19 protein-coding genes are annotated in these 19,615 nt (G+C 37.3%); 15 read left to right on the top strand and 4 right to left on the bottom strand.

Annotated elements, in window-relative coordinates:
* The first annotated feature begins 4 nt into the window (after positions 1 to 4).
* The gene (locus KRR19_RS03405) at positions 5 to 847 is read left to right on the top strand and encodes an SDR family oxidoreductase (protein WP_002479885.1); all 843 of its coding nucleotides are present in this window, start codon (positions 5 to 7) and stop codon (positions 845 to 847) included.
* 20 nt (positions 848 to 867) lie between these two features.
* A complete protein-coding gene (uidA, locus tag KRR19_RS03400; protein ID WP_002479884.1) occupies positions 868 to 2,667 on the top strand; it encodes a beta-glucuronidase in 1,800 nt (599 codons plus the stop codon).
* A gap of 137 nt (positions 2,668 to 2,804) precedes the next feature.
* On the opposite strand, the gene KRR19_RS03395 is transcribed toward uidA, so the two are convergent.
* Positions 2,805 to 4,151 carry a PepSY-associated TM helix domain-containing protein gene (locus tag KRR19_RS03395; protein ID WP_216733440.1) on the bottom strand — a complete coding sequence of 449 codons (1,347 nt, stop codon included), beginning with the start codon at positions 4,149 to 4,151 and terminating at the stop codon, positions 2,805 to 2,807.
* A gap of 307 nt (positions 4,152 to 4,458) precedes the next feature.
* Between KRR19_RS03395 and KRR19_RS03390 the strand changes: the two genes are divergently transcribed.
* The 11 genes from KRR19_RS03390 (at position 4,459) to xylB (ending at position 16,709) form a co-directional block, all read left to right on the top strand.
* Positions 4,459 to 5,679 carry an MFS transporter gene (locus tag KRR19_RS03390; protein WP_002479882.1) on the top strand — a complete coding sequence of 407 codons (1,221 nt, stop codon included), beginning with the start codon at positions 4,459 to 4,461 and terminating at the stop codon, positions 5,677 to 5,679.
* 279 nt (positions 5,680 to 5,958) lie between these two features.
* Positions 5,959 to 6,396: an LPXTG cell wall anchor domain-containing protein gene (locus KRR19_RS03385; protein WP_070684328.1), complete on the top strand. Its 438-nt coding sequence runs from the start codon at positions 5,959 to 5,961 to the stop codon at positions 6,394 to 6,396.
* Between the two features lie 139 nt (positions 6,397 to 6,535).
* The gene (locus KRR19_RS03380; RefSeq protein WP_002479880.1) at positions 6,536 to 7,624 is read left to right on the top strand and encodes a PTS sugar transporter subunit IIC; all 1,089 of its coding nucleotides are present in this window, start codon (positions 6,536 to 6,538) and stop codon (positions 7,622 to 7,624) included.
* A gap of 242 nt (positions 7,625 to 7,866) precedes the next feature.
* Positions 7,867 to 8,937 (top strand): PTS sugar transporter subunit IIC, encoded by a 1,071-nt coding sequence (locus tag KRR19_RS03375; RefSeq protein WP_002479879.1) that lies wholly within the window; start codon positions 7,867 to 7,869, stop codon positions 8,935 to 8,937.
* A 505-nt stretch (positions 8,938 to 9,442) separates the two neighbouring features.
* Positions 9,443 to 10,174, top strand: coding sequence for a 5-oxoprolinase subunit PxpB (pxpB, locus tag KRR19_RS03370; protein WP_002479878.1), 732 nt, complete (start codon positions 9,443 to 9,445; stop codon positions 10,172 to 10,174).
* A complete protein-coding gene (locus tag KRR19_RS03365) occupies positions 10,164 to 11,171 on the top strand; it encodes a 5-oxoprolinase subunit C family protein (RefSeq protein ID WP_216733439.1) in 1,008 nt (335 codons plus the stop codon). The genes pxpB and KRR19_RS03365 overlap by 11 nt, the downstream gene beginning before the upstream one ends.
* A gap of 2 nt (positions 11,172 to 11,173) precedes the next feature.
* Positions 11,174 to 11,617, top strand: a complete 444-nt coding sequence (locus KRR19_RS03360) for an acetyl-CoA carboxylase biotin carboxyl carrier protein (protein ID WP_023015510.1) — start codon at positions 11,174 to 11,176, stop codon at positions 11,615 to 11,617.
* Between the two features lie 17 nt (positions 11,618 to 11,634).
* The gene (locus tag KRR19_RS03355; RefSeq protein WP_002479875.1) at positions 11,635 to 12,999 is read left to right on the top strand and encodes an acetyl-CoA carboxylase biotin carboxylase subunit; all 1,365 of its coding nucleotides are present in this window, start codon (positions 11,635 to 11,637) and stop codon (positions 12,997 to 12,999) included.
* Positions 12,996 to 13,754, top strand: coding sequence for a 5-oxoprolinase subunit PxpA (gene pxpA / locus KRR19_RS03350; protein WP_057510028.1), 759 nt, complete (start codon positions 12,996 to 12,998; stop codon positions 13,752 to 13,754). The genes KRR19_RS03355 and pxpA overlap by 4 nt, the downstream gene beginning before the upstream one ends.
* A 3-nt stretch (positions 13,755 to 13,757) precedes the next feature.
* Positions 13,758 to 14,987 carry an NRAMP family divalent metal transporter gene (locus KRR19_RS03345; RefSeq protein ID WP_002479873.1) on the top strand — a complete coding sequence of 410 codons (1,230 nt, stop codon included), beginning with the start codon at positions 13,758 to 13,760 and terminating at the stop codon, positions 14,985 to 14,987.
* A 225-nt stretch (positions 14,988 to 15,212) separates the two neighbouring features.
* Positions 15,213 to 16,709 carry a xylulokinase gene (xylB, locus tag KRR19_RS03340; RefSeq protein WP_156666722.1) on the top strand — a complete coding sequence of 499 codons (1,497 nt, stop codon included), beginning with the start codon at positions 15,213 to 15,215 and terminating at the stop codon, positions 16,707 to 16,709.
* Positions 16,710 to 16,778: 69 nt separating this feature from the next.
* Here xylB and KRR19_RS03335 read toward each other — a convergent pair whose 3' ends face one another.
* Positions 16,779 to 16,955 (bottom strand): VraH family peptide resistance protein, encoded by a 177-nt coding sequence (locus KRR19_RS03335; protein ID WP_156666721.1) that lies wholly within the window; start codon positions 16,953 to 16,955, stop codon positions 16,779 to 16,781.
* 114 nt (positions 16,956 to 17,069) lie between these two features.
* Here KRR19_RS03335 and KRR19_RS03330 point away from each other — a divergent pair, with 114 nt between their 5' ends.
* A complete protein-coding gene (locus KRR19_RS03330; protein ID WP_060803564.1) occupies positions 17,070 to 17,651 on the top strand; it encodes a GNAT family N-acetyltransferase in 582 nt (193 codons plus the stop codon).
* Between the two features lie 97 nt (positions 17,652 to 17,748).
* Complete coding sequence (locus KRR19_RS03325; RefSeq protein WP_002479869.1) at positions 17,749 to 18,357, top strand: metallophosphoesterase; 609 nt, start codon at positions 17,749 to 17,751, stop codon at positions 18,355 to 18,357.
* 44 nt (positions 18,358 to 18,401) lie between these two features.
* Here the strand turns inward: KRR19_RS03325 and KRR19_RS03320 are convergent, their stop codons facing one another.
* Both KRR19_RS03320 and KRR19_RS03315 read right to left on the bottom strand, forming a co-directional pair.
* Positions 18,402 to 19,193 (bottom strand): hypothetical protein, encoded by a 792-nt coding sequence (locus KRR19_RS03320; RefSeq protein WP_156666719.1) that lies wholly within the window; start codon positions 19,191 to 19,193, stop codon positions 18,402 to 18,404.
* Positions 19,187 to 19,522 (bottom strand): PadR family transcriptional regulator, encoded by a 336-nt coding sequence (locus tag KRR19_RS03315; protein ID WP_023015505.1) that lies wholly within the window; start codon positions 19,520 to 19,522, stop codon positions 19,187 to 19,189. Before KRR19_RS03315 ends, KRR19_RS03320 begins: the two co-directional genes overlap by 7 nt.
* Positions 19,523 to 19,615 lie beyond the last annotated feature (93 nt).

The raw sequence follows: 19,615 nt of genomic DNA, 5'->3' as shown, positions 1-19,615 counted from the left end.
GCATATGATTCCATACGAAATTGATTTGAACAATAAAACAGTAGTAGTGACTGGTGGTAATGGTGTCATCGGCTCAGCGATGTCGAAATCATTAGCTCAAGTCGGTGCTAATATTGCGATTATTGGGTTGAATGATGAGACAGGTGCACAAGTTGTACGTGAGATTGAAGAAGCGGGCGGTAAAGCACTTTTCATTTCAGCAAGCGTTACAGATAAAGCACAGATGGAACAAGCAAAAACAAAAATCCATGAAGCATTTGGCAAAGTGGATGTGTTAATTAATGGTGCAGGCGGTAACCATCCTAAAGGTACAACGGATGATGAACATTTTGATAAAGATAATAAAGATCAAATGCAGACGTTCTTTGAATTGGATGAAGCAAGTGTTGGTTTTGTGTTCGACTTGAACTTCTTAGGTACGTTCATTCCATCACAAGTCTTTGCGCAAGACATGATTGATAACAAAGAAGCAACAATCATCAACATTTCATCAATGAACGCATTTACACCATTAACTAAGATTCCAGCATACAGTGGAGCAAAAGCAGCTGTCAGCAACTTCACGCAATGGTTAAGTGTTTACCTTGCTGATACAGGCGTACGTGTTAATGCGATTGCGCCAGGGTTCTTAGTGACATCTCAAAATGAAAAGTTATTAATTAAAGAAGATGGCAGTTATTCAGCACGTGCAGAAAAAATCTTGAATGCGACACCTTTACATCGTTTTGGTAAACCAGAAGAATTAATCGGTGCATTATTCTTCTTAGTCGATTACCGTTCATCAAGCTTTGTGGACGGCGTAGTATTACCAGTTGATGGCGGGTTCAATGCATATTCAGGCGTATAATAAATGAAGGAGAGAATGATATGTTATATCCAATTACAACAGAAACAAGAAATATTATTGATTTAAATGGCACTTGGAAATTCCGATTAGAACATGCGAATGAAAAGTTAGATGCGACACAACCATTAGATACTGATTTAGTGATGAGTGTCCCAGGTTCATATAACGAGCAAGGTGCGATTAGTGAGATTCGTAACCATGTGGGTACTGTCTTTTACGAAAGAGACTTTATCGTACCAAAAGCATTACGTGACGAGCGTTTAGTTTTACGTTTCGGATCAGCTACACATGAAGCGATTGTATATATTGATGGTGAAGAAGTTGTATCTCATAAAGGTGGTTTCTTACCATTTGAAGTAGATATTACAGATAAAGTTGGAGCAGGCAGCCACCGTTTAACTGTGTCAGTAAACAACATTTTAGATCACTCAACACTACCTGTAGGTAACTATGAAGAGTTTACAGATGAAGATGGCAACTTAATCAGAAAGAACACACCAAACTTCGACTTCTTTAACTATTCTGGCTTACACCGTCCGGTTAAAATCTACACAACACCACATAAATATGTAGAAGATATTACAGTGGTGCCTAAGGTTGAAGGTGACAATGCGACAATTCGTTATGAAACTGAGGTTGTCGGTGATGTGGAAGAGATACGTGTTGAATTATTAGATGAAGAAGGTACAATCGTAGGTTCAGCCACAGGTGTACAAGGTGACATCAAAGTAGAAAATCCACGTCTATGGGAACCGTTAAACGCATATTTATATAACTTAAAAGTAACATTATTCGACAATGGTGAAGTGGTTGATACGTATACAGAACGTGTAGGTATCCGCTCTGTTGAAGTGAAAGATGGTCAATTCTTAATCAACAACAAACCATTCTACTTCAAAGGATTCGGTAAACATGAAGATACACCTATTAATGGTAGAGGCTATAATGAAAACGCAAATGTTATGGACTTGAACTTAATGAAGTGGATCAATGCGAACTCATTCAGAACAGCGCACTATCCTTATTCAGAAGAAATGATGCGTCTTGCGGATGAACAAGGTATTGTAGTAATTGATGAAACTACTGCAGTAGGGGTTCACTTGAACTTCTTAGTACACTTAGGTAAATCAAATAATCCTATTGATACATGGAAAGACATTAAAACAAAAGAAGCGCATGAACAAGTGATTCGTGAATTAATCGCACGTGATAAAAACCATGCATGTGTTGTAATGTGGTCTATCGCTAACGAACCAGAATCAGATGCTAAAGGTGCGAAAGAATATTTCGAACCGCTTGTACAACTGGCAAGAGACTTAGACCCACAAGATCGTCCAATGACAATCGTAACAATCATGTTCTCGCAACCTGATAACTGTCAAGTTCAAGATTTAGTCGATGTACTTTGCTTGAACAGATATTATGGTTGGTATGTAGACCAAGGTGATTTAAGAGCAGCGAAAGCATCATTGAAGAAAGAAATGGATGGCTGGTCTAAAGTACAACCGAATAAGCCAATTATGTTTACAGAATACGGTGCAGATACTGTAGCTGGATTACACGCAATCGATGACATTATGTTCACAGAAGAATACCAAGTGAAATATTACGAAGCTAACCATGAAATCGTAGACCAATATCCACAGTTTATCGGGGAACAAACTTGGAACTTCGCTGACTTCGAAACAAGTACAGGCCATATTCGTGTCCAAGGTAACCGTAAAGGTATCTTCACAAGAGATCGTAAACCAAAATCTGTAGCGTTCTACTTCAAAGAGCGTTGGGCAAATATTCCAGATTTCTACTATAAAACAAAGTAAGCCAATGATTGAAACTCACTGAACATTAAAATATTAAATAATAATTACTCCCAAAATCCAATATGTAAGTATATAAACAAAGCCTACTATATAAAAACAGCGCAACCTCCCAGGGTTGCGCTGTTTGTTTCTGTTGATTAATTCAATTGTTTATTTCGCTTATCTTTCAAGTATAAGAGTGTTTCTATAATAAAGACGATAATGAGTGAGAAGCCGAATAAAGGCATTAAAACTCCTAAGATAATCAAAGTAATTATAAGTGAAATAGACATCGGCTTTTTCACACGTCTTGGTAGCATTTCAGCTTGTTTCATGTGTTTTAAGCGTCTAAACCAAGACATGAAACCAAAGATGATTCCGCCTAAAAAGGCGATACATACGAGTAAGTTAATAATTTTGTTAGCCATACCGAAGAGGTGGCCTTCGTGAAGCGAAATGCCCCAAGTTAACCATTTCGCTAGGATACCGTAATCTTGATAATCCACTTTACCTAATTGTTTACCAGTATATTGGTCCATATAACGTGTGGTTTCTTTTTCAGGTGCGACATCAAAGCCGGTTACACCACTATTGCTGGCTTTAGATAGCGTAAAGGAACCATCAGGACTGGTTGGATAAACAATCGCAAAAGGACGTGTTAAACCTTGCTTTTCAGCGTTGTGAATCACTTTATCCAAAGATAATTGACCGGGAATATTTGTCATCGGCATCGCCATACTACCGTGATGCCCGCCACCTTCTGATTGTGGTGCTGCTTTTTGTCTTAAAGCCCATGGAATTTCATTGGCTTCTGATTTAGGTGGATTTGCGACGAGTTGAGTTTGTCCTAATTGTGGGTACGCAGTTGAAATCTGATTGATTTTAGCACCCATGAAGCCAGACCAAGGTAAGCCTGTAAAGACTAAGATTAACATCGGAATGGCGATTATTAATCCGACAATCGCATGCCATTTTTGGAATTTGAGTACTTTGTTGTTAGATTTTAATAACTTTTTACGTACTAACATATAAATACCAGATAATATCATAAAAACAGTCCAACATGCGGTTAATTCAACTAAGTAGTTAATCGCAGTATTTTCAGTCGAAAGGGAACTATGTATACTTCTGACCATATTGGAATAGGTGTATTTCGCATTTTGTTGATCGACAATTTGGTTATGATTGTCTAGAAAAATATAGTAAGAATTACCTTCCATATCACCAATTGTGATGCGGTTATTGTAAGGTGACTCCATCACACTGACTTTATTGATAGTGTAACCAGGATGTTCTTTTTCGATTTGTTTAATCGCATCGGTCATAGATTGTTGTTTTGTATGTTCGCTTTGACCATAGAATTCGTGCTTATACAATTGATTTTCAACTTCAGGGAAGAAAAGATAAGCAATACCTGACAAAGTCAAAGTAATTAATAAAGGCGTAATAAAGACCGCAGCGTAAAAGTGTAATCGCTGCATAGGATTAAATGTGTTGGGTTTCATAATTTACCTCTTTATCTATATAAAATATAATGATTTCGCTTTATATAAAAGCTACATTATATTATTACAGATTTTTAAATAGATGAAAGGACAAATGTTTGTCATATTTTGAAAATTGTATGACGGAAGTGTGAAAATTATTGGTTTTTAATAAAAAGAATGAGAATTAAGTAGCATTGTTATTCATAAAAATTAAAATTGTTTAAAGTAGTCAAAAGGTCGTGTGAAAATTGGAATTTTTGCCAATGTTCGCCTTTTTTATGTTCGGTAAGCTTAAATTGAAAGTAATTTTAAAGGAGCGATCATTATGAATAACAACAAAGCAAATCAAGTTAGTAATCGATATTGGATAAAACTTGTTGCAGTCTTTACATTAGGTTGGTTAGTTATTTATGCAGCACGCACAATATTAAATCCGATTATGGGTAATATTAAAGCTGAATTTACCTTAGATAATGCTCAATTAGGATTAATAATGAGTTTGTTCTTTATTGGTTATACCGTTACACAAATTCCTTCAGGTATCATGGGGGATAAAATAGGTCGAAAGAAAATATTAGTACCTAGTTTTTTAGTTTTTGGTATCTTTATGGTTATTACAGGTTTGATGCCTAGCTATTTCTTATTTGTTATCGCATGGGTGATTGTAGGTTTAGCACAAGGTATGTTCTATGGTCCACAATATGCACTTTCGTCAGAAGCTATACCAGAAAAAAATATCACTTTAGGCAGTGCTTTAATTAATAGTGGTATGGCTTTTGGAACATCAATCGGTTATTTTATCTCGAGTATTTCAGTTTCTGAGATGGGAATGAGCTGGAGAATACCATTTTATATTATGGCAGTACCGATACTTATCATCGCGTTTTTAATGTATCGTATTATTAAAGAACGCCCACGTAAACAAGTGCAGCAAGACGAAAATATAGCGCCATTTAAAATGTCTAGTTTATTTAAAAATCGAAATCTAATTCTAGCTTATATTATTATCTTCTGTTCCATTTATGGATTCTTTATGATTATTACTTGGTTACCGTATTACTTAGAATCAGAAAGAGGTATCAATGGTGCACAGGTAGCTTTTGTTGCATCACTCGTACCTTGGGCAGCTATTCCAGGCTCTTTATTCTTTAGTTGGTTATCAGATAAGTTAGGAAGAAGAAAACCAGTATTAATGATTATGTTACCGTTAGCGTTTATTTTTACAGCATCTATTGTATTTTTCGATAACTTAGTCATTCTATATATTGCATTAATCGGCTATGGAATTGTTGGTAAAATCAGTACAAACCCAGTTTTAATTGCTGTTGTTGCGGATAATGCGCCTAAAAGTGCATTAGGTACATCATTCAGTGTTTATAACTTCATCGGAATGACCGCTTCAATCTTAGCCCCATACATTACAGGCTTCTTAACCGATCTTACAGGTTCAATGGCCATTGGGTTCTATTTAGCAGCGCTATTACTTGTGGTTGGTTTAGTAGCAGCATTGATGCTAAAAGAAAAAGGAAAAGTACAAGCACATTAATAATATAGTAATCATGAATAAAACGATAAATAGAAGTTTATAATCATATTTAAAAATTCCCTCGCTATTCGTAGTAGTGAGGGGATTAGTGCATCCATGTCAGTTTCTTTGTTAATAAATTTTTGCATTGTTCGATGAGACAGTGAAAAAATGAGCCACCTCTATTTCATTTACGAACATTCCGCAAAGTTTGTTTAGTTACTGTAAATAGGGTTTTTAAAGAAGGCAAGTTTGGTTACGTTAAAGATGAGTAAACTAGATAAACTTAGGAGGCCTATAATGAGAAAAATCGGTATCTTTTTAACAACGTTAGTTGCGGTAGCATTAATTTTTACTGGAATTGAAGACATTGTGAAAGGTGCAGAAGCGCAAGCAGCTAAAGCAGTTACGGGTGAAGTAGTTTCTGATGAATTGGATCCAGACGGTGACGGATGGGCAAATATCGGATTTGAAAATATCAAATTAGATGAACCTTACCAAACTAAGTTAGTTCAATTAACACATCTGAAAGATACAGGTAAAATGTCTACGACTGAATATAATGAAAAAGTTGCTGCATTAATTTCAGAAGCAAGATCAATTGATGCATCTCAATCACAAGAATTACCAGCAGCCGGTGAAGCTGAAATAAATCTTGTATTAGTAATCTTTGGCTTGTGTATTTCATTAATAGGTATGGTAACTGTTATGGCTAGTAGAAAACGTAAAAGTGAATAGTTCAGTACTCTGTAATTTTTAAGCAGCTTCGGCTGCTTTTTTCTATTTTCTGTCATTGACATACTTTAATGATAGGCATACAATAATTCTGAAAATTACGAAAACATCAGGTCTTTTGCATCACGAGAGGAGTCTTTTTATGGAACACACAGCGATGAATCATACTTCACCCACACATCCAGGGACCAAGATAGGTCCCAAATATTTTCTTTTTAACTTATTAAATGGGGTTGCGATTGGTATCGTAGCAGGTTTAATCCCGAATGCGATTTTAGGAGAAATCTTAAAAGCACTTGTCCCATTCAATCCAGTCTTTACTCAATTACTACACGTTACGACGGCTATTCAATTTGCGGTGCCTTGTTTAATCGGTGCGTTAGTTGCGTATCGTTTTAAATTTACACCTTTAGGTATCGCGGTAGTTTCAGCGGCTTCCTTTATCGGTAGTGGCGCTGTCGTCTTTAAACATAATGCATGGGTTATCACAGGTATTGGTGACTTAATCAACACTATGTTCGCAGCTGCAATCGCTTCACTTATGATTTTGTTTATTGGTGAACGTTTTGGCAGCTTGAACTTGATTATATTACCAACATTTGTGGCAGTAAGTACAGGTTTCATCGCATTGCATACACTACCTTATGTCAAACTCGTCACAACAGCCATCGGTAATATGGTCAACAGTTTTACTGAATTACAACCGATACCGATGTGTATTTTGATTTCATTAGTTTATGCATCAATTGTTATTTCGCCAATTTCAACTGCCGCATTATCCATGGCAATCGGTATTGAAGGATTGGCTGCAGGTTCAGCTTCTATCGGTATAGCGGCAGTAGAAGCAGTATTAACAATCGGAACATTGCGCGTTAATCGTTTAGGTGTACCGATGACAATCTTTTTAGGTGGCGTTAAAATGATGTTGCCGAACTTAGTACGTCATCCGATTATTTTCCTACCTATTACTACGACTGCGGCAGTAACCGGCTTTGTGGCAAGTTTAATCGGTATTGGAGGAACGAAAGAATCAGCTGGTTTCGGTATCATCGGTTTAGTTGGACCGATCAATGCGTTCAGATTTTTAGATTACGGGGACTTCTGGCTTAAAGCGATACTTTGTGCAGTCGCATTCTTTATCGTTCCATTTATTACTGCGTTTATCGCGCACTTTGTTTATAGTAAAATTTTTAAAATTTATGATGAAGAAATCTTTAAATTTATCGATTAATACATTAATGAGACAGTAATCATATGTGTGGTTTCTGTCTCTTTTTTATTGTGATACAAAAGACAGCTTATTTAGAAAGGGTTATAAGATAATTCATTCTACCATTTTAGTGGTTTCTTACTATTATATGTTCTTAAAACCATTATTAAATTCGAGCAGATATTGACTTTAAGTATTTTAAATATTAGAATTATCAGAATATTACAAACATAATTAACAACACAGAAAACGGAGGAGAATATATGGGAGGAACTATGACAAGACCAGGTACCAAGGTGTCGGTGGGTACATTTTTTTATAACGTATTAAACGGGGTCGCATTCGCAATTATCGCAGGACTCGTACCGCATGCGGTATTAGGGGAAATTTTAAAAGCATTATCACCGTACTCTAAATCAGCAGGTGTTCTATTACAAGTAGCAACAGCCATTCAATTTACGGTGCCGATGTTGGTTGGTGCATTAGTCGCACATCGCTTTAAATTCACACCGCTTGGCATTGCGGTTGTTGCGGCAGCTTCATTTATCGGAAGTGGGGCAGCGCAATTTAAAAATGGTGCATGGGTAATCACAGGTATTGGTGACTTGATCAATACGATGTTAGCAGCTTCAATCGCCTCACTTTTAATTTTATTCATAGGTGAACGCTTCGGAAGCTTGAATTTAATCATTTTACCTACTTTTGTAGCAGTTATTACGGGTTTTATTACATTACATACTTTGCCATACGTAAAATTAGTCACTACAGGTATTGGACATATCATTAATACCTTTACAGAGATGCAGCCAGTGTTAATGTGTATGCTGATTGCGATTGCTTATAGTATGATCATCATTTCACCGATTTCCACAGTAGCAACATCTATGGCCATCGGTATCAGCGGTCTAGCAGCTGGTGCAGCATCAATCGGTATTACAGCAGCTGAAGCAACATTAGTCTTTGGGACAATCACTGTAAACCGTCTCGGTGTTCCTGCCACAATTTTACTAGGCGGTGTTAAGATGATGCTTCCAAATATGGTTAAATATCCTGTGATGTTAGTACCGATTACAGTTACCGCAGCCATTTCAGGTTTTGTGGCAAGTTTTATCGGTATTGGCGGAACAAAAGAGTCTGCAGGTTTCGGTATTATCGGTATGGTCGGACCGATTAATGCCTTTAGATTTATGCATGTTGATGAAGTTTGGTTGAAATTAGTCTTGATTATCACCGCATTCTTTGTCGTTCCATTTACGGTTGCTTATATCGCGCACTTTATTTTCATCAAAATCTTTAAACTTTATGATAAAGAAATCTTCAGATTCCTAGGATAATCGTATTTCTGACAAATAAAATCAGAAATTTAATAGGATTGTAATATCGTCTAAACCCTGTTGTACCATTGGATATTAAATTAAACACAATTAGAAGTGTAAAATTATAGCAAAAAAAGTCTTTTACTTAGGCAACAAATGTATTATATTAAAACAATACGCATGAAAAGGTTTTCATCTAAATTGTCAGAAAACTTATGAAAATGGCGATAAAAGGCATGATTTCATATTATTAAAATTTCTTATAGAATTTGAGTTGTGATTTTAATACCCAAGTTAATCGATACGGATGGGGCATAAATGTTATAATTAAATTTGTTGGCCGTTTTTAAAACGGTTACAATTTTCAAAAGTATCTTAACAACTGAAGAGATAACAGTGTTAAACATATAAAGACTGCCCGAGCTGAAGCTGAGTTTCAGTTTGTGCAGTCACATTCTTAAACAAAGGAAAGAACGTCTGGATAGATGTTCAGTATTACCTAACACAAAGGGGAGGCAAAACAATGGATTACCAAATTATCAGTGAACAAGCTATCTTAGTTCGCTTTGAACCACAGATTGCACCTGAGACATTCAAGAAAGTACAACAACTTGTGGTTTATTTGGAACGCCAAGATCATGAAGCGATTAAAGAGATTGTACCGTCTTATCGTGCAGTGATGATTCACTTCGATGATCATAAGATTCATGCGAAAGCATTAATCGAAGACTTGAAGCTTGATACGCTCGATGTAAGTGATATTGAGACGTCAGAAAGCTCCAAAGTGGTACGTATTCCAGTCATTTATGGAGGAAAATATGGACCTGATATTGAAGAAGTCGCTAAGCTTAATGATTTAACAGTTGAAGATGTGATTCAATTACATACAGAACCAACTTATTTAATTTATATGCTAGGATTTATGCCTGGTTTCCCATATCTTGGTGGATTAGATGAGCGTCTGTATACACCAAGAAGGGATGAACCAAGAGTACGTATTGATGCTGGCTCTGTCGGCATTGCGAAAAACCAAACTGGTTTGTATCCGCAAGATTCGCCAGGCGGTTGGCAAATCATCGGACGTACACCTTTAGATGTGTTCGACTTGGACCGTGAACCAATGACACTTTATGAAGCGGGAGATCGTATTGAATTCTATCAAATCTCACAAGATACGTATGATGAGATTATCGCACAGAAAAACGATCCTGATTTTGATATAGAAAGATGGGTGACTGTTCAAGATGAGCATTAGAATTATTAAACCAGGACTATTCTCAACAATTCAAGATATCGGACGTTATGGTTACCAAAAAGAAGGCTTCTCTAGTGCAGGTGCATTAGATAGATATAGTTACCGTTTAGGTACACAATTAATCGGTAATGAAGGTCCAGCAATCGAAGCAACTATTATCGGACCGACATTACAATTCTTAGAAGATAATACTGTAGTTATTACAGGCGCAGAATTTAAAGCAACATTGAATGGTGAGCCGATTTCCCACCAAACGGTTGTACAAGTATATAAAGGTGATGTACTCGCATTAAACGCCGCAATTAAAGGCGCAAGAAGTTATTTACACTTCGGTCATCCGATTGACGTACCTGAAGTTGCAGGAAGTTATGCGACGCATACACGTACTAAAATGGGTGGTTTCCATGGCCGTGCATTAAGAAAAGATGATATGATTCCGGTTCATTATAATAATGATTACCGTCGTCATGTCGGTTATACGAGCGATTTAGATTTAATCCATGAAGGGACAGATGCGATCAGAGTTGTGGAAGGCCCGCAATATGATAGCTTCCCTGATGCTAGCCATGAAGGGTTAGTGTCAGAACCTTTTGAGATTTCTGAACAATCGGATCGTATGGGCTTTCGTTTGAAGGGTGCTTCTATTCCGCCGACTGACAGTGCAGATATTATTTCTGAACCTGTTGCACTCGGCAGTGTACAAGTACCGAATGACGGTAACCCGATTGTATTGATGAATGATAAACAAACAGTCGGCGGTTACACTAAGATTGCGACAGTCTGCCAGTCAGACTTAAGTGTCTTAGCACAAAAACAACCCGGTCAAAAAGTGAACTTTGAGTGGGTAACTGTGGAAGAAGCCATTCAACATTTAGATGATTATAATAAAGGTTTCGAAGCTTCATTAGAAGCAATAGAAAAAGAACCGTTGTTTGACATGAGGGAAATGAGAACAACATCAAAACGTATTAGCGAATTACTAGAGGGGGATGAATAGAAATGAAATTAGAAGAAATCAAAGATTTAATTAACTTAGTTAAAGAGAACAAGGTGAACAAGTTCAAATATAAAGATGAGGCACATGAAATTGAATTAGATTTTTCATCACCGCAACAAACACAACCAGCAACACAAATTCAAAATCAAGCAACATCTAATCCAGCACCAGAAGCGGCTCAAGAACCACAAGCTGATAACCAAGCATCTGGTGAAACAGTGAATGCGCCAATGGTCGGCACATTCTTCTTGCAAGATACAAAAGAATTAACTGAACCGATTGTGAAAGTCGGAGACAAAGTTAAAAAAGGCGATGTTATCGGTTATATCGAAGCAATGAAAGTCATGAATGAAGTAACTAGTGAAGTAGAAGGCGAAGTTACAGATATCTTAGTTGATCATGGCACAAATGTAGAATATGACCAAGCACTGATTGAAGTTAAGTAAAGGGGTGAGAAATTATCATGTATCGTTGTTTAATTGCGAATAGAGGAGAAATCGCTGTACGTATTATTCGTGCCTGCCGTGAAGTGGGCGTTGAAACAGTAGCCGTATATGCGAAAGGAGACGAAAAGAGTCTGCATGTCAGTTTAGCAGACCAAGCCATTTGTATTGGCGAAGCGAATCCGCTTGATAGCTATTTAAATATTAATCGTATTATTGCAGCAGCAGAAATTACAGGTGCCAATGCAATCCATCCAGGTTATGGTTTCTTATCAGAAAGCCCTAACTTTGCGCAAAAAGTAGAAGAAAATGATATCTACTTTATTGGACCGACAAAACGTACGATGGAAATGATGGGTGATAAAATCACTGCACGTCAAACAGTTGAATCTGCCGATGTGCCGATTATCCCAGGTTCTATCGGTGCGGTACATTCTGTTGATGAAATTAAAGAAATTGCTAAAGATATCGGTTATCCAGTCGTATTAAAAGCCGCAAGCGGCGGTGGCGGTAAAGGTATCCGTATCGTTAAAGAACCAGAACATTTAGAGAAAGCTTTTAAAGAAGCACAAAGTGAAGGTAAAAAATACTTCGATGATGATCGTATTTACGTTGAAGCATTTATTCCAGTTGCGAAACACGTAGAAGTACAAGTTATCGGTGACGGTAAAGAAAATTATGTACACTTAGGTGAACGTGACTGTTCAGTACAACGTAAAAACCAAAAATTAATCGAAGAATCACCATGTGCAGCACTATCAGAAGAAAAGCGTCAAAAGATTTGTGAAGACGCGGTTAAAGTTGCGCAAGCATCTAATTACCGTAGTGCGGGTACAATCGAGTTCTTAGTAACTGATGATGCATATTACTTCATCGAAATGAACGCACGTATCCAAGTAGAACATACTGTCACAGAAATGCGTGCTGACAGAGATTTATTACAAGCACAACTTTACTTAATGAAACATGGAGAACTGCCATTCAGCCAAGATGATATTCACTTCACTGGCCACGTGATTGAAGCACGTATCAACGCAGAAAATCCAGAACGTAAATTCCAACCTTCACCAGGTAAAGTCAAAGCATTACATTTACCACAAGGTTTCAATGTACGTGTCGATTCATTATTGTATCCAGGTTATGTCGTGTCACCTTACTATGATTCACTTGTCGCAAAAGTGATTGTCAAAGGTGCAAACCGTACGCATGCGATTGAGAAATTAAAAGCAACACTTGATGAAATGGTCATTGACGGTTTCTCAACAACGGCTGATTTCTTGTATGCGGTATTATCATATCCAGCATACGCTGATGGTGATGCTAAAGATGTCGATATTAAATTCTTAGACCGTCATCAAATTACTAAGGGGGCTGCTTTAACATGAAAATAGATTTGAATTGTGATTTAGGCGAAGCATTCGGCAATTATTCATTCGGTGGAGATCACCAAATTATTCCTTTGATTACCTCCGCAAACATTGCCTGCGGATTCCACGCAGGTGATGAAAATGTAATGTATGAAACTGTGAAACTTGCGAAAGAAAACGGTGTGGGCATCGGTGCACACCCAGGCTTCCATGATATTCAAGGTTTCGGACGCCGTAATATGGATTTATCACCTGATGAGATTTATACCTTGGTTGCATACCAAATTGGTGCTTTATCAGCGTTTTGCCGTATTCACGATGTCAAAATCAATCATGTTAAACCTCATGGTGCCTTATATAACATGGGTGCGCGTGACAAAGATATTGCACACGCAATTGCACAAGCAGTATATGACGTGGACCCATCACTAATTTTAGTGGGCTTATCTAATACATTATTAGTATCAGAAGCCGAAGCAGTTGGTTTGAAAGCCGCAAATGAAGTATTCGCAGACAGACGTTATGAAGAAAACGGTCAACTAGTAAGCCGTAAAGAAGCTGACGCTGTGTTAACGGATACGGATGAAGCGATTGAACAGGTTGTGAAGATGGTTAAAGAAAACAAAGTCATTGCGAAAACAGGAAAAGAAATTGAGCTTAAAGCAGATACAATTTGTGTGCATGGCGATGGCGCGCATGCATTGGAATTCGTATCGAAAATACGAGAAAGACTAACGAAAGAAGGTATTTCGATTACGAAATTAGGGGGTTAATCTATGGGAGAAAACAAACAAAACAAACCGGAGTTCCAGTTCACTAAGGAACATAAGAGACTGTTATTAGGGTCAGTCTTCTTAATGGCGACATCAGCCATCGGTCCGGCGTTCTTAACACAAACAGCGGTTTTCACACAACAATTCGCCGCAAGTTTCGCGTTTGCGATCTTATTATCTATCATTATTGATATCGGAGCGCAAATCAATATTTGGCGTATCTTGGTTGTGACAGGCTTACGTGGACAAGAAATCGCGAACAAAATGGTTAAAGGGTTAGGGACCTTCATTTCCATTTTAGTTGCGATCGGTGGTCTGGCCTTCAATATCGGTAACGTCGCAGGAGCCGGTTTAGGTTTAAATGCGATTTTCGGTATTGATGTAAAATGGGGTGCCGCAATTACAGCCATTTTAGCAATTGGCGTATTCATTAGTAAGAGCGGTCAAAAAGTGATGGACTTCGTAACGATGATCTTAGGGGTAATGATGATTGGTATTACAGCGTATGTAATGGTGAAATCAAATCCACCATACTTAGAAGCTGCAGAGAAAATGGTTATGCCTGAACATCCAGGTGCTTTAGTATTACCGATTATCACATTAATTGGTGGTACTGTGGGTGGTTATATCACATTCGCAGGTGCACACAGAATCTTGGATTCAGGAATCAAAGGGAAAGACTATCTTCCGTTTGTTAACCATTCAGCGATTGCTGGTATCTTAACAACAGGTGTCATGCGTGGTTTATTATTCTTAGCTGTATTAGGTGTGGTTGTTACAGGTGTGACATTAAACCCTGAAAACCCGCCAGCATCAGTATTCGAACACGCACTTGGACCAATTGGTAAGAATATCTTCGGTATCGTATTATTCGCAGCTGCCTTATCATCAGTAATCGGCTCAGCGTACACAAGTGCAACATTCTTGAAAACGTTAAGCAAATCATTGATGAAACGCAGTAATATCATTGTGATTGTGTTCATCGTTGTTTCAACGATTACATTCTTATTAATCGGTAAACCAGTTAAATTATTAATCATCGCAGGTGCGTTGAACGGTTTAATCTTACCGATTACATTAGGTGTTATTTTAATCGCAAGTAAGAAGAAATCAATTGTCGGCGATTACAAACATCCAACATGGATGTTAATGTTCGGTGTACTTGCTGTACTCGTAACAATCGTAACAGGATTCTTATCATTCCAAGGTTTAGCGGATTTATGGAATTCTTAATAACATCAATCAAAGACACACGAGCAAACGTTGCTCGTGTGTCTTTTTTGAGTAATAAGGTATGTGAGGTTTCTAGCATACCGATGTATACATAATAAAGATAAATTTAGTATAAAGGATATATATTTATATAAATGAAAACGCTATACTATAACTAATGAGATAAAAAGTAATACTTGATTCATCAAAATACTCGTATTTAATCGTTTGGAAAGGATGATTTACATGACAACAGAAGCGGTAATCGGCATCGATTTAGGAACGAGCGCAATTAAACTGATTGCGGTCGATCGCTTAGGCAATGTACTCGGCACACAAAGTGAACCGCTCAAACTTTATCACGACTATCCAGGTTATTCAGAACAAGCACCAGAAGAATGGGTGGCAGCTGCAGTAAATGGGCTCCATCATTTATTAGCACAGCCAGTATTATCAGATGTTTCGATTGAAGGTCTTTCATTTTCAGGTCAAATGCATGGACTTGTTATTGTAGATCAGGCAGGTCAACCATTAAGACGTGCAATTTTATGGAACGATACACGTACGACTCCTCAATGTGAACAAATCAAAGCGAAGTATGGTGATCAAGTTCTTGGTAATCCTGTGGTCGAAGGATTTACACTGACTAAACTCTTATGGGTACAACAACATGAACCGGATTTATTTAAACAAATTGATACGTTTATGTTGCCGAAAGACTTTTTACGCTTTGCGTTAACAGGTGTATTGCACACAGAGTATTCAGATGCGGCTGCAACGATGTTATTAAATGCACAAACTAAGGCATGGGATAAAGCGTTAGGTGCTTCGTTTGATATTCCAGACCATATTTATCCAGACTTAGTTGAATCACACGCACAAGTCGGTGTATTAAAAGCTGAGTTACAACAACAATTGTCTCTTAATAAACCTGTACCTGTTTTTGCGGGCGGAGCAGACAATGCATGTGCAGCGTTAGGCTCAGGCGTGATTCATCCTGATGATGCGATTTGTAGCATCGGTACATCAGGTGTGTTATTAATTTGCGAACCTGTCGGAGAATCAGAAGGCTATGGTCATAAAATTCATTTGATGAATCATGCGGTACCGGATGTTAACTATTTAATGGGTGTGACGTTAAGTGCAGGCTATAGTTTGAGTTGGTTTAAACGTGAATTTTATCCTGAAGATGATTTCACCACTTTAATGAAAGATGTCGAAGCCTCTCAAATTGGAGCACACGGTTTAATCTTTACACCTTATCTAGTTGGAGAGCGTACACCGCATGGTGATGCGTCAATTCGAGGCAGCTTTATTGGTATTACAGGCAATCATACACGTGGTGATTTTGGACGTGCAGTGGTAGAGGGTATTACGTATTCTTTATATGATTCATTAGTGTACTTGCGTAGTATTGGACGCAATGTGACTAAGATTGTCTCAACAGGTGGCGGTGCTAAGAGTGATTTCTGGCTCCAACTTCAAGCAGATGTCTTCAACACTGAAATCTATAAGTTGAAACATGAAGAAGGACCAAGTATGGGTGCAGCAATGTTAGCAGCATACAGCTTAGGTTGGTATGATTCATTGAAAGATTGTGCAGAAGCCTTTATTCATTATTCAAAAGTGTTCCAACCTGATTTAAAACGTCATCAGACGTATGAAGCATACTTTGAAATTTACCAACAAGCATATCAAGCTACACGTCATCTCACAAGTGACTTGTTAGCACTTCAAAAATAAATAAAAATCCCTTGAGTACTTTAATAAAGTGTCTCAAGGGATTTCTTTACATAGCGTCTATCAAAATTATTAACCGTTTTTCTCTAAATAGTAACCAATCCAAGCGCCTAATGGAAGACCGATAATTGGTGTTGTGATCGCACTTAACACAATGGCAGAAACAATCATGATAATACCGTTTTTAGAACCAAAGCGCATATGTTTGATTGTTTCTACAACATCTTCTACATATTCCTTGAATGACATAGGATGACCTCCTTTTAGAATTATTATTTAGTTAATTTCAATTTAAATATAACATTTTTGAATGAAAAAGCGTAAGAATGTGAATAATCCAGATTAGAAGAGAGGAGGGAAGAGATGCAGTTTGAATACTTAACAGAAACAACAGAACGGTTAGAAGTCAAACCAATGAATACAGAAGATTATGAGCAATGGGTAAAAGGCTATGCAGGTCGAGCCATGCCTCAAAGTCCTTTTGATGAAGGTTGTTTAGAGATATCTCATTACTCTAAAGCGTGGTTTCAGCGTTTGATTGCACAACAACAAGCGCTTATTCAATCAGATGATACTTATGTCTTTGGTGTATTTCGCAAAGCTGATGGTGTACATCTCGGCAACTTCAATTTAGTAACGTTAGCACGTCAACATTTTCAATGGGCAGAATGCGGTTATGCGATTCATAATCAATTTTGGCGTCAAGGTTATGCGTATGAAGCTTTTACTGCCATATTTAAAATCGCTAAGCGTTTAAAATATCATCGACTAGAAGCCCATGTACATCCAGGTAATCATGCCTCCATCGCCTTATTGAAGAAGTGCGGTTTTGAGTATGAATGTACCAGAACACAATTTATTTTTGAGAACGGGGAATGGACAGATCGTCTGGTTTATTATATCAACTTGAATGATACACCACCGCTTCACCCAACCTCTTTCTAACTTTACAAAAATTTAAAAAACAATTCGGCAGTTTTTCGCTATACTAAAAACAAGCAAACAAAATAGAGAGAACACGATAAAGGAGGCATGCATCATCATGAAAGGCAGATTACTCGTCTCATCAGATATTCATGGACATAAAGAAGCACTCGCAACCTTACTTGCTTATGTAGATTATAATCCTAAACGTGATCAGCTGGTTTTGTTAGGGGATTATGTCAATCATGGACCTGATTCTGATGGGACCCTTAAAATGGTACAACAGTTACATCGTGAAGGTGCGATTGTTTTATTAGGCAATCATGATGTACGCTGGATGAAGTCAAAAGAAAAAGAGAAACGCAAATGGAAAGCTGTCTTAAAACAATTCGACAGTATGGCACATATTGGGGATTACTTATTTGTTCATGCAGGAGTTAACCCTAAGAAGTGTTTATCCAAACAAAAATTAAAAGAAGTATCTGGGTTTGAACCGCCCGCAAAATTATCGCGAAAAATTAAAGGAAAATGTGTCGTACATGGTCATGTACCGACGAAACGATTAGGGGTTAAACAACATCGCATTCACGTCGCAGACCATACGATTGATATCGATACAGGCGCAGGACACGGTAAACGTTTATCACTCGTAGATTTAACACATCAACACGTCTGTGCGGTAGAAGTCGGTCGACTCAAGAAAATTTATGAATATAGCTATGCATAAAAAATAAACCTAAAGGTTGTCGGCCTTTAGGTTTATTTTGATTACTATCTTTCATCAGCTTCTTTATCCGTTTTTCTGAACATCATAAAATTCACCACATTAAAGACAACCAGCAAAATTAATAAGATAACCACTTCAGTCGTGACAGCTTGTTGGCTTTCGTTATTACCAAATATCATAAATGTGATGAGGTTAGGCAACGTAATAAGTAAAGCGACCATCATCAACATCCACTCTTTCTTCAGTGCTGTAATACATAAAATGATGCCAATCAGCACACAACCTACAATTAAACTTGTACGACTTGAAAGTGTAATGAACGTATAAATAGGATAGTGTGATGTGAAATATATACTTGCGACAAAAAGGCCCATGACAATGATTCCTAAAAAGAAACAAGCGACATAAAGCTTAATAGGAGTCTTGTCTCTGGATAAGATTTCATAACCCCATTTAATCACTATTGTTTTAATAACCTTCCAAATTAAAAAGCCGACTAAGAGCACTATAGCTAAATGAATGATAAGGCCTAAAGTCAAATTAAATTGACCATAAAAGAAACTGGGCAGAATAGTAAGTAACAACACCATAGTGATTGTTTTAGTTAAAAAACGTACCCATTTACGATCATGAGGGACTTCTTGTGAGATATGATTGATATAAGACTCCACAGAATGATCAGTAATACTTTTGGTCGAATGTCCATGTGCGTGTGCTTCATGGAAATGATCGCGCAATTCTTCTTCAATTGCTTCTACCACGTTTTCATCTTTACCTCTCTCTAGCAACGTCATACGTAATTTCAGTAAAAATGTTTCTTCTGATTGATTTAACATTCTTTGTCACTCCCTAATAGGTTGTTCATGCCTTGATTTAACGCATGCCACTTTTGTTTGAATTGTTTCAGCTCTGATTGTCCTTCATGCGTAATGGTATAGTATTTACGTTTAGGACCACCGGAATCTGATTTACGCGTTTCGCTTTGGATGTAACCTTTTTTACTGAGACGCAGTAATACAGGATAAATACTGCCGTCACTGATTTCTGGAAATTGTTGTGCATTAAGTTTTTCTAGGATTTCGTAACCATAAGTTTCTCCTTGAGCGATTAAAGCTAAAATAGCACCATCTAGTAAACCTTTCATAATTTGATTAGAAATTGTCATATATGTCACCTCGTTACATCAGCAAAAACTAACTAACTTATAATGTAAGATAGTATAGATTATAGTCTTTGTCAACTATCTTATAATAAAAGG

Origin of the sequence: Staphylococcus sp. CWZ226 (assembly GCF_018986355.1) — a bacterium.
GTDB lineage: Bacteria > Bacillota > Bacilli > Staphylococcales > Staphylococcaceae > Staphylococcus > Staphylococcus simulans.
Note: the sequence above shows the minus strand (reverse complement) of the source record. Positions and strands in the feature narration are given on the sequence as shown.

Excerpts from the sequence above, each read along its gene's own strand:
- KRR19_RS03380 (WP_002479880.1), top strand. The coding sequence starts at position 6,536 with ATGGAACACACAGCGATGAATCATACTTCACCCACACATCCAGGGACC.
- xylB (WP_156666722.1), top strand. The coding sequence starts at position 15,213 with ATGACAACAGAAGCGGTAATCGGCATCGATTTAGGAACGAGCGCAATT.
- KRR19_RS03385 (WP_070684328.1), top strand. The coding sequence starts at position 5,959 with ATGAGAAAAATCGGTATCTTTTTAACAACGTTAGTTGCGGTAGCATTA.
- KRR19_RS03315 (WP_023015505.1), bottom strand. The coding sequence starts at position 19,522 with ATGACAATTTCTAATCAAATTATGAAAGGTTTACTAGATGGTGCTATT.
- pxpB (WP_002479878.1), top strand. The coding sequence starts at position 9,443 with ATGGATTACCAAATTATCAGTGAACAAGCTATCTTAGTTCGCTTTGAA.
- KRR19_RS03345 (WP_002479873.1), top strand. The coding sequence starts at position 13,758 with ATGGGAGAAAACAAACAAAACAAACCGGAGTTCCAGTTCACTAAGGAA.
- KRR19_RS03375 (WP_002479879.1), top strand. The coding sequence starts at position 7,867 with ATGGGAGGAACTATGACAAGACCAGGTACCAAGGTGTCGGTGGGTACA.
- pxpA (WP_057510028.1), top strand. The coding sequence starts at position 12,996 with ATGAAAATAGATTTGAATTGTGATTTAGGCGAAGCATTCGGCAATTAT.
- KRR19_RS03355 (WP_002479875.1), top strand. The coding sequence starts at position 11,635 with ATGTATCGTTGTTTAATTGCGAATAGAGGAGAAATCGCTGTACGTATT.
- KRR19_RS03320 (WP_156666719.1), bottom strand. The coding sequence starts at position 19,193 with ATGTTAAATCAATCAGAAGAAACATTTTTACTGAAATTACGTATGACG.
- KRR19_RS03335 (WP_156666721.1), bottom strand. The coding sequence starts at position 16,955 with ATGTCATTCAAGGAATATGTAGAAGATGTTGTAGAAACAATCAAACAT.
- KRR19_RS03330 (WP_060803564.1), top strand. The coding sequence starts at position 17,070 with ATGCAGTTTGAATACTTAACAGAAACAACAGAACGGTTAGAAGTCAAA.
- KRR19_RS03395 (WP_216733440.1), bottom strand. The coding sequence starts at position 4,151 with ATGAAACCCAACACATTTAATCCTATGCAGCGATTACACTTTTACGCT.
- KRR19_RS03325 (WP_002479869.1), top strand. The coding sequence starts at position 17,749 with ATGAAAGGCAGATTACTCGTCTCATCAGATATTCATGGACATAAAGAA.
- KRR19_RS03405 (WP_002479885.1), top strand. The coding sequence starts at position 5 with ATGATTCCATACGAAATTGATTTGAACAATAAAACAGTAGTAGTGACT.
- KRR19_RS03360 (WP_023015510.1), top strand. The coding sequence starts at position 11,174 with ATGAAATTAGAAGAAATCAAAGATTTAATTAACTTAGTTAAAGAGAAC.
- KRR19_RS03365 (WP_216733439.1), top strand. The coding sequence starts at position 10,164 with ATGAGCATTAGAATTATTAAACCAGGACTATTCTCAACAATTCAAGAT.
- KRR19_RS03390 (WP_002479882.1), top strand. The coding sequence starts at position 4,459 with ATGAATAACAACAAAGCAAATCAAGTTAGTAATCGATATTGGATAAAA.
- uidA (WP_002479884.1), top strand. The coding sequence starts at position 868 with ATGTTATATCCAATTACAACAGAAACAAGAAATATTATTGATTTAAAT.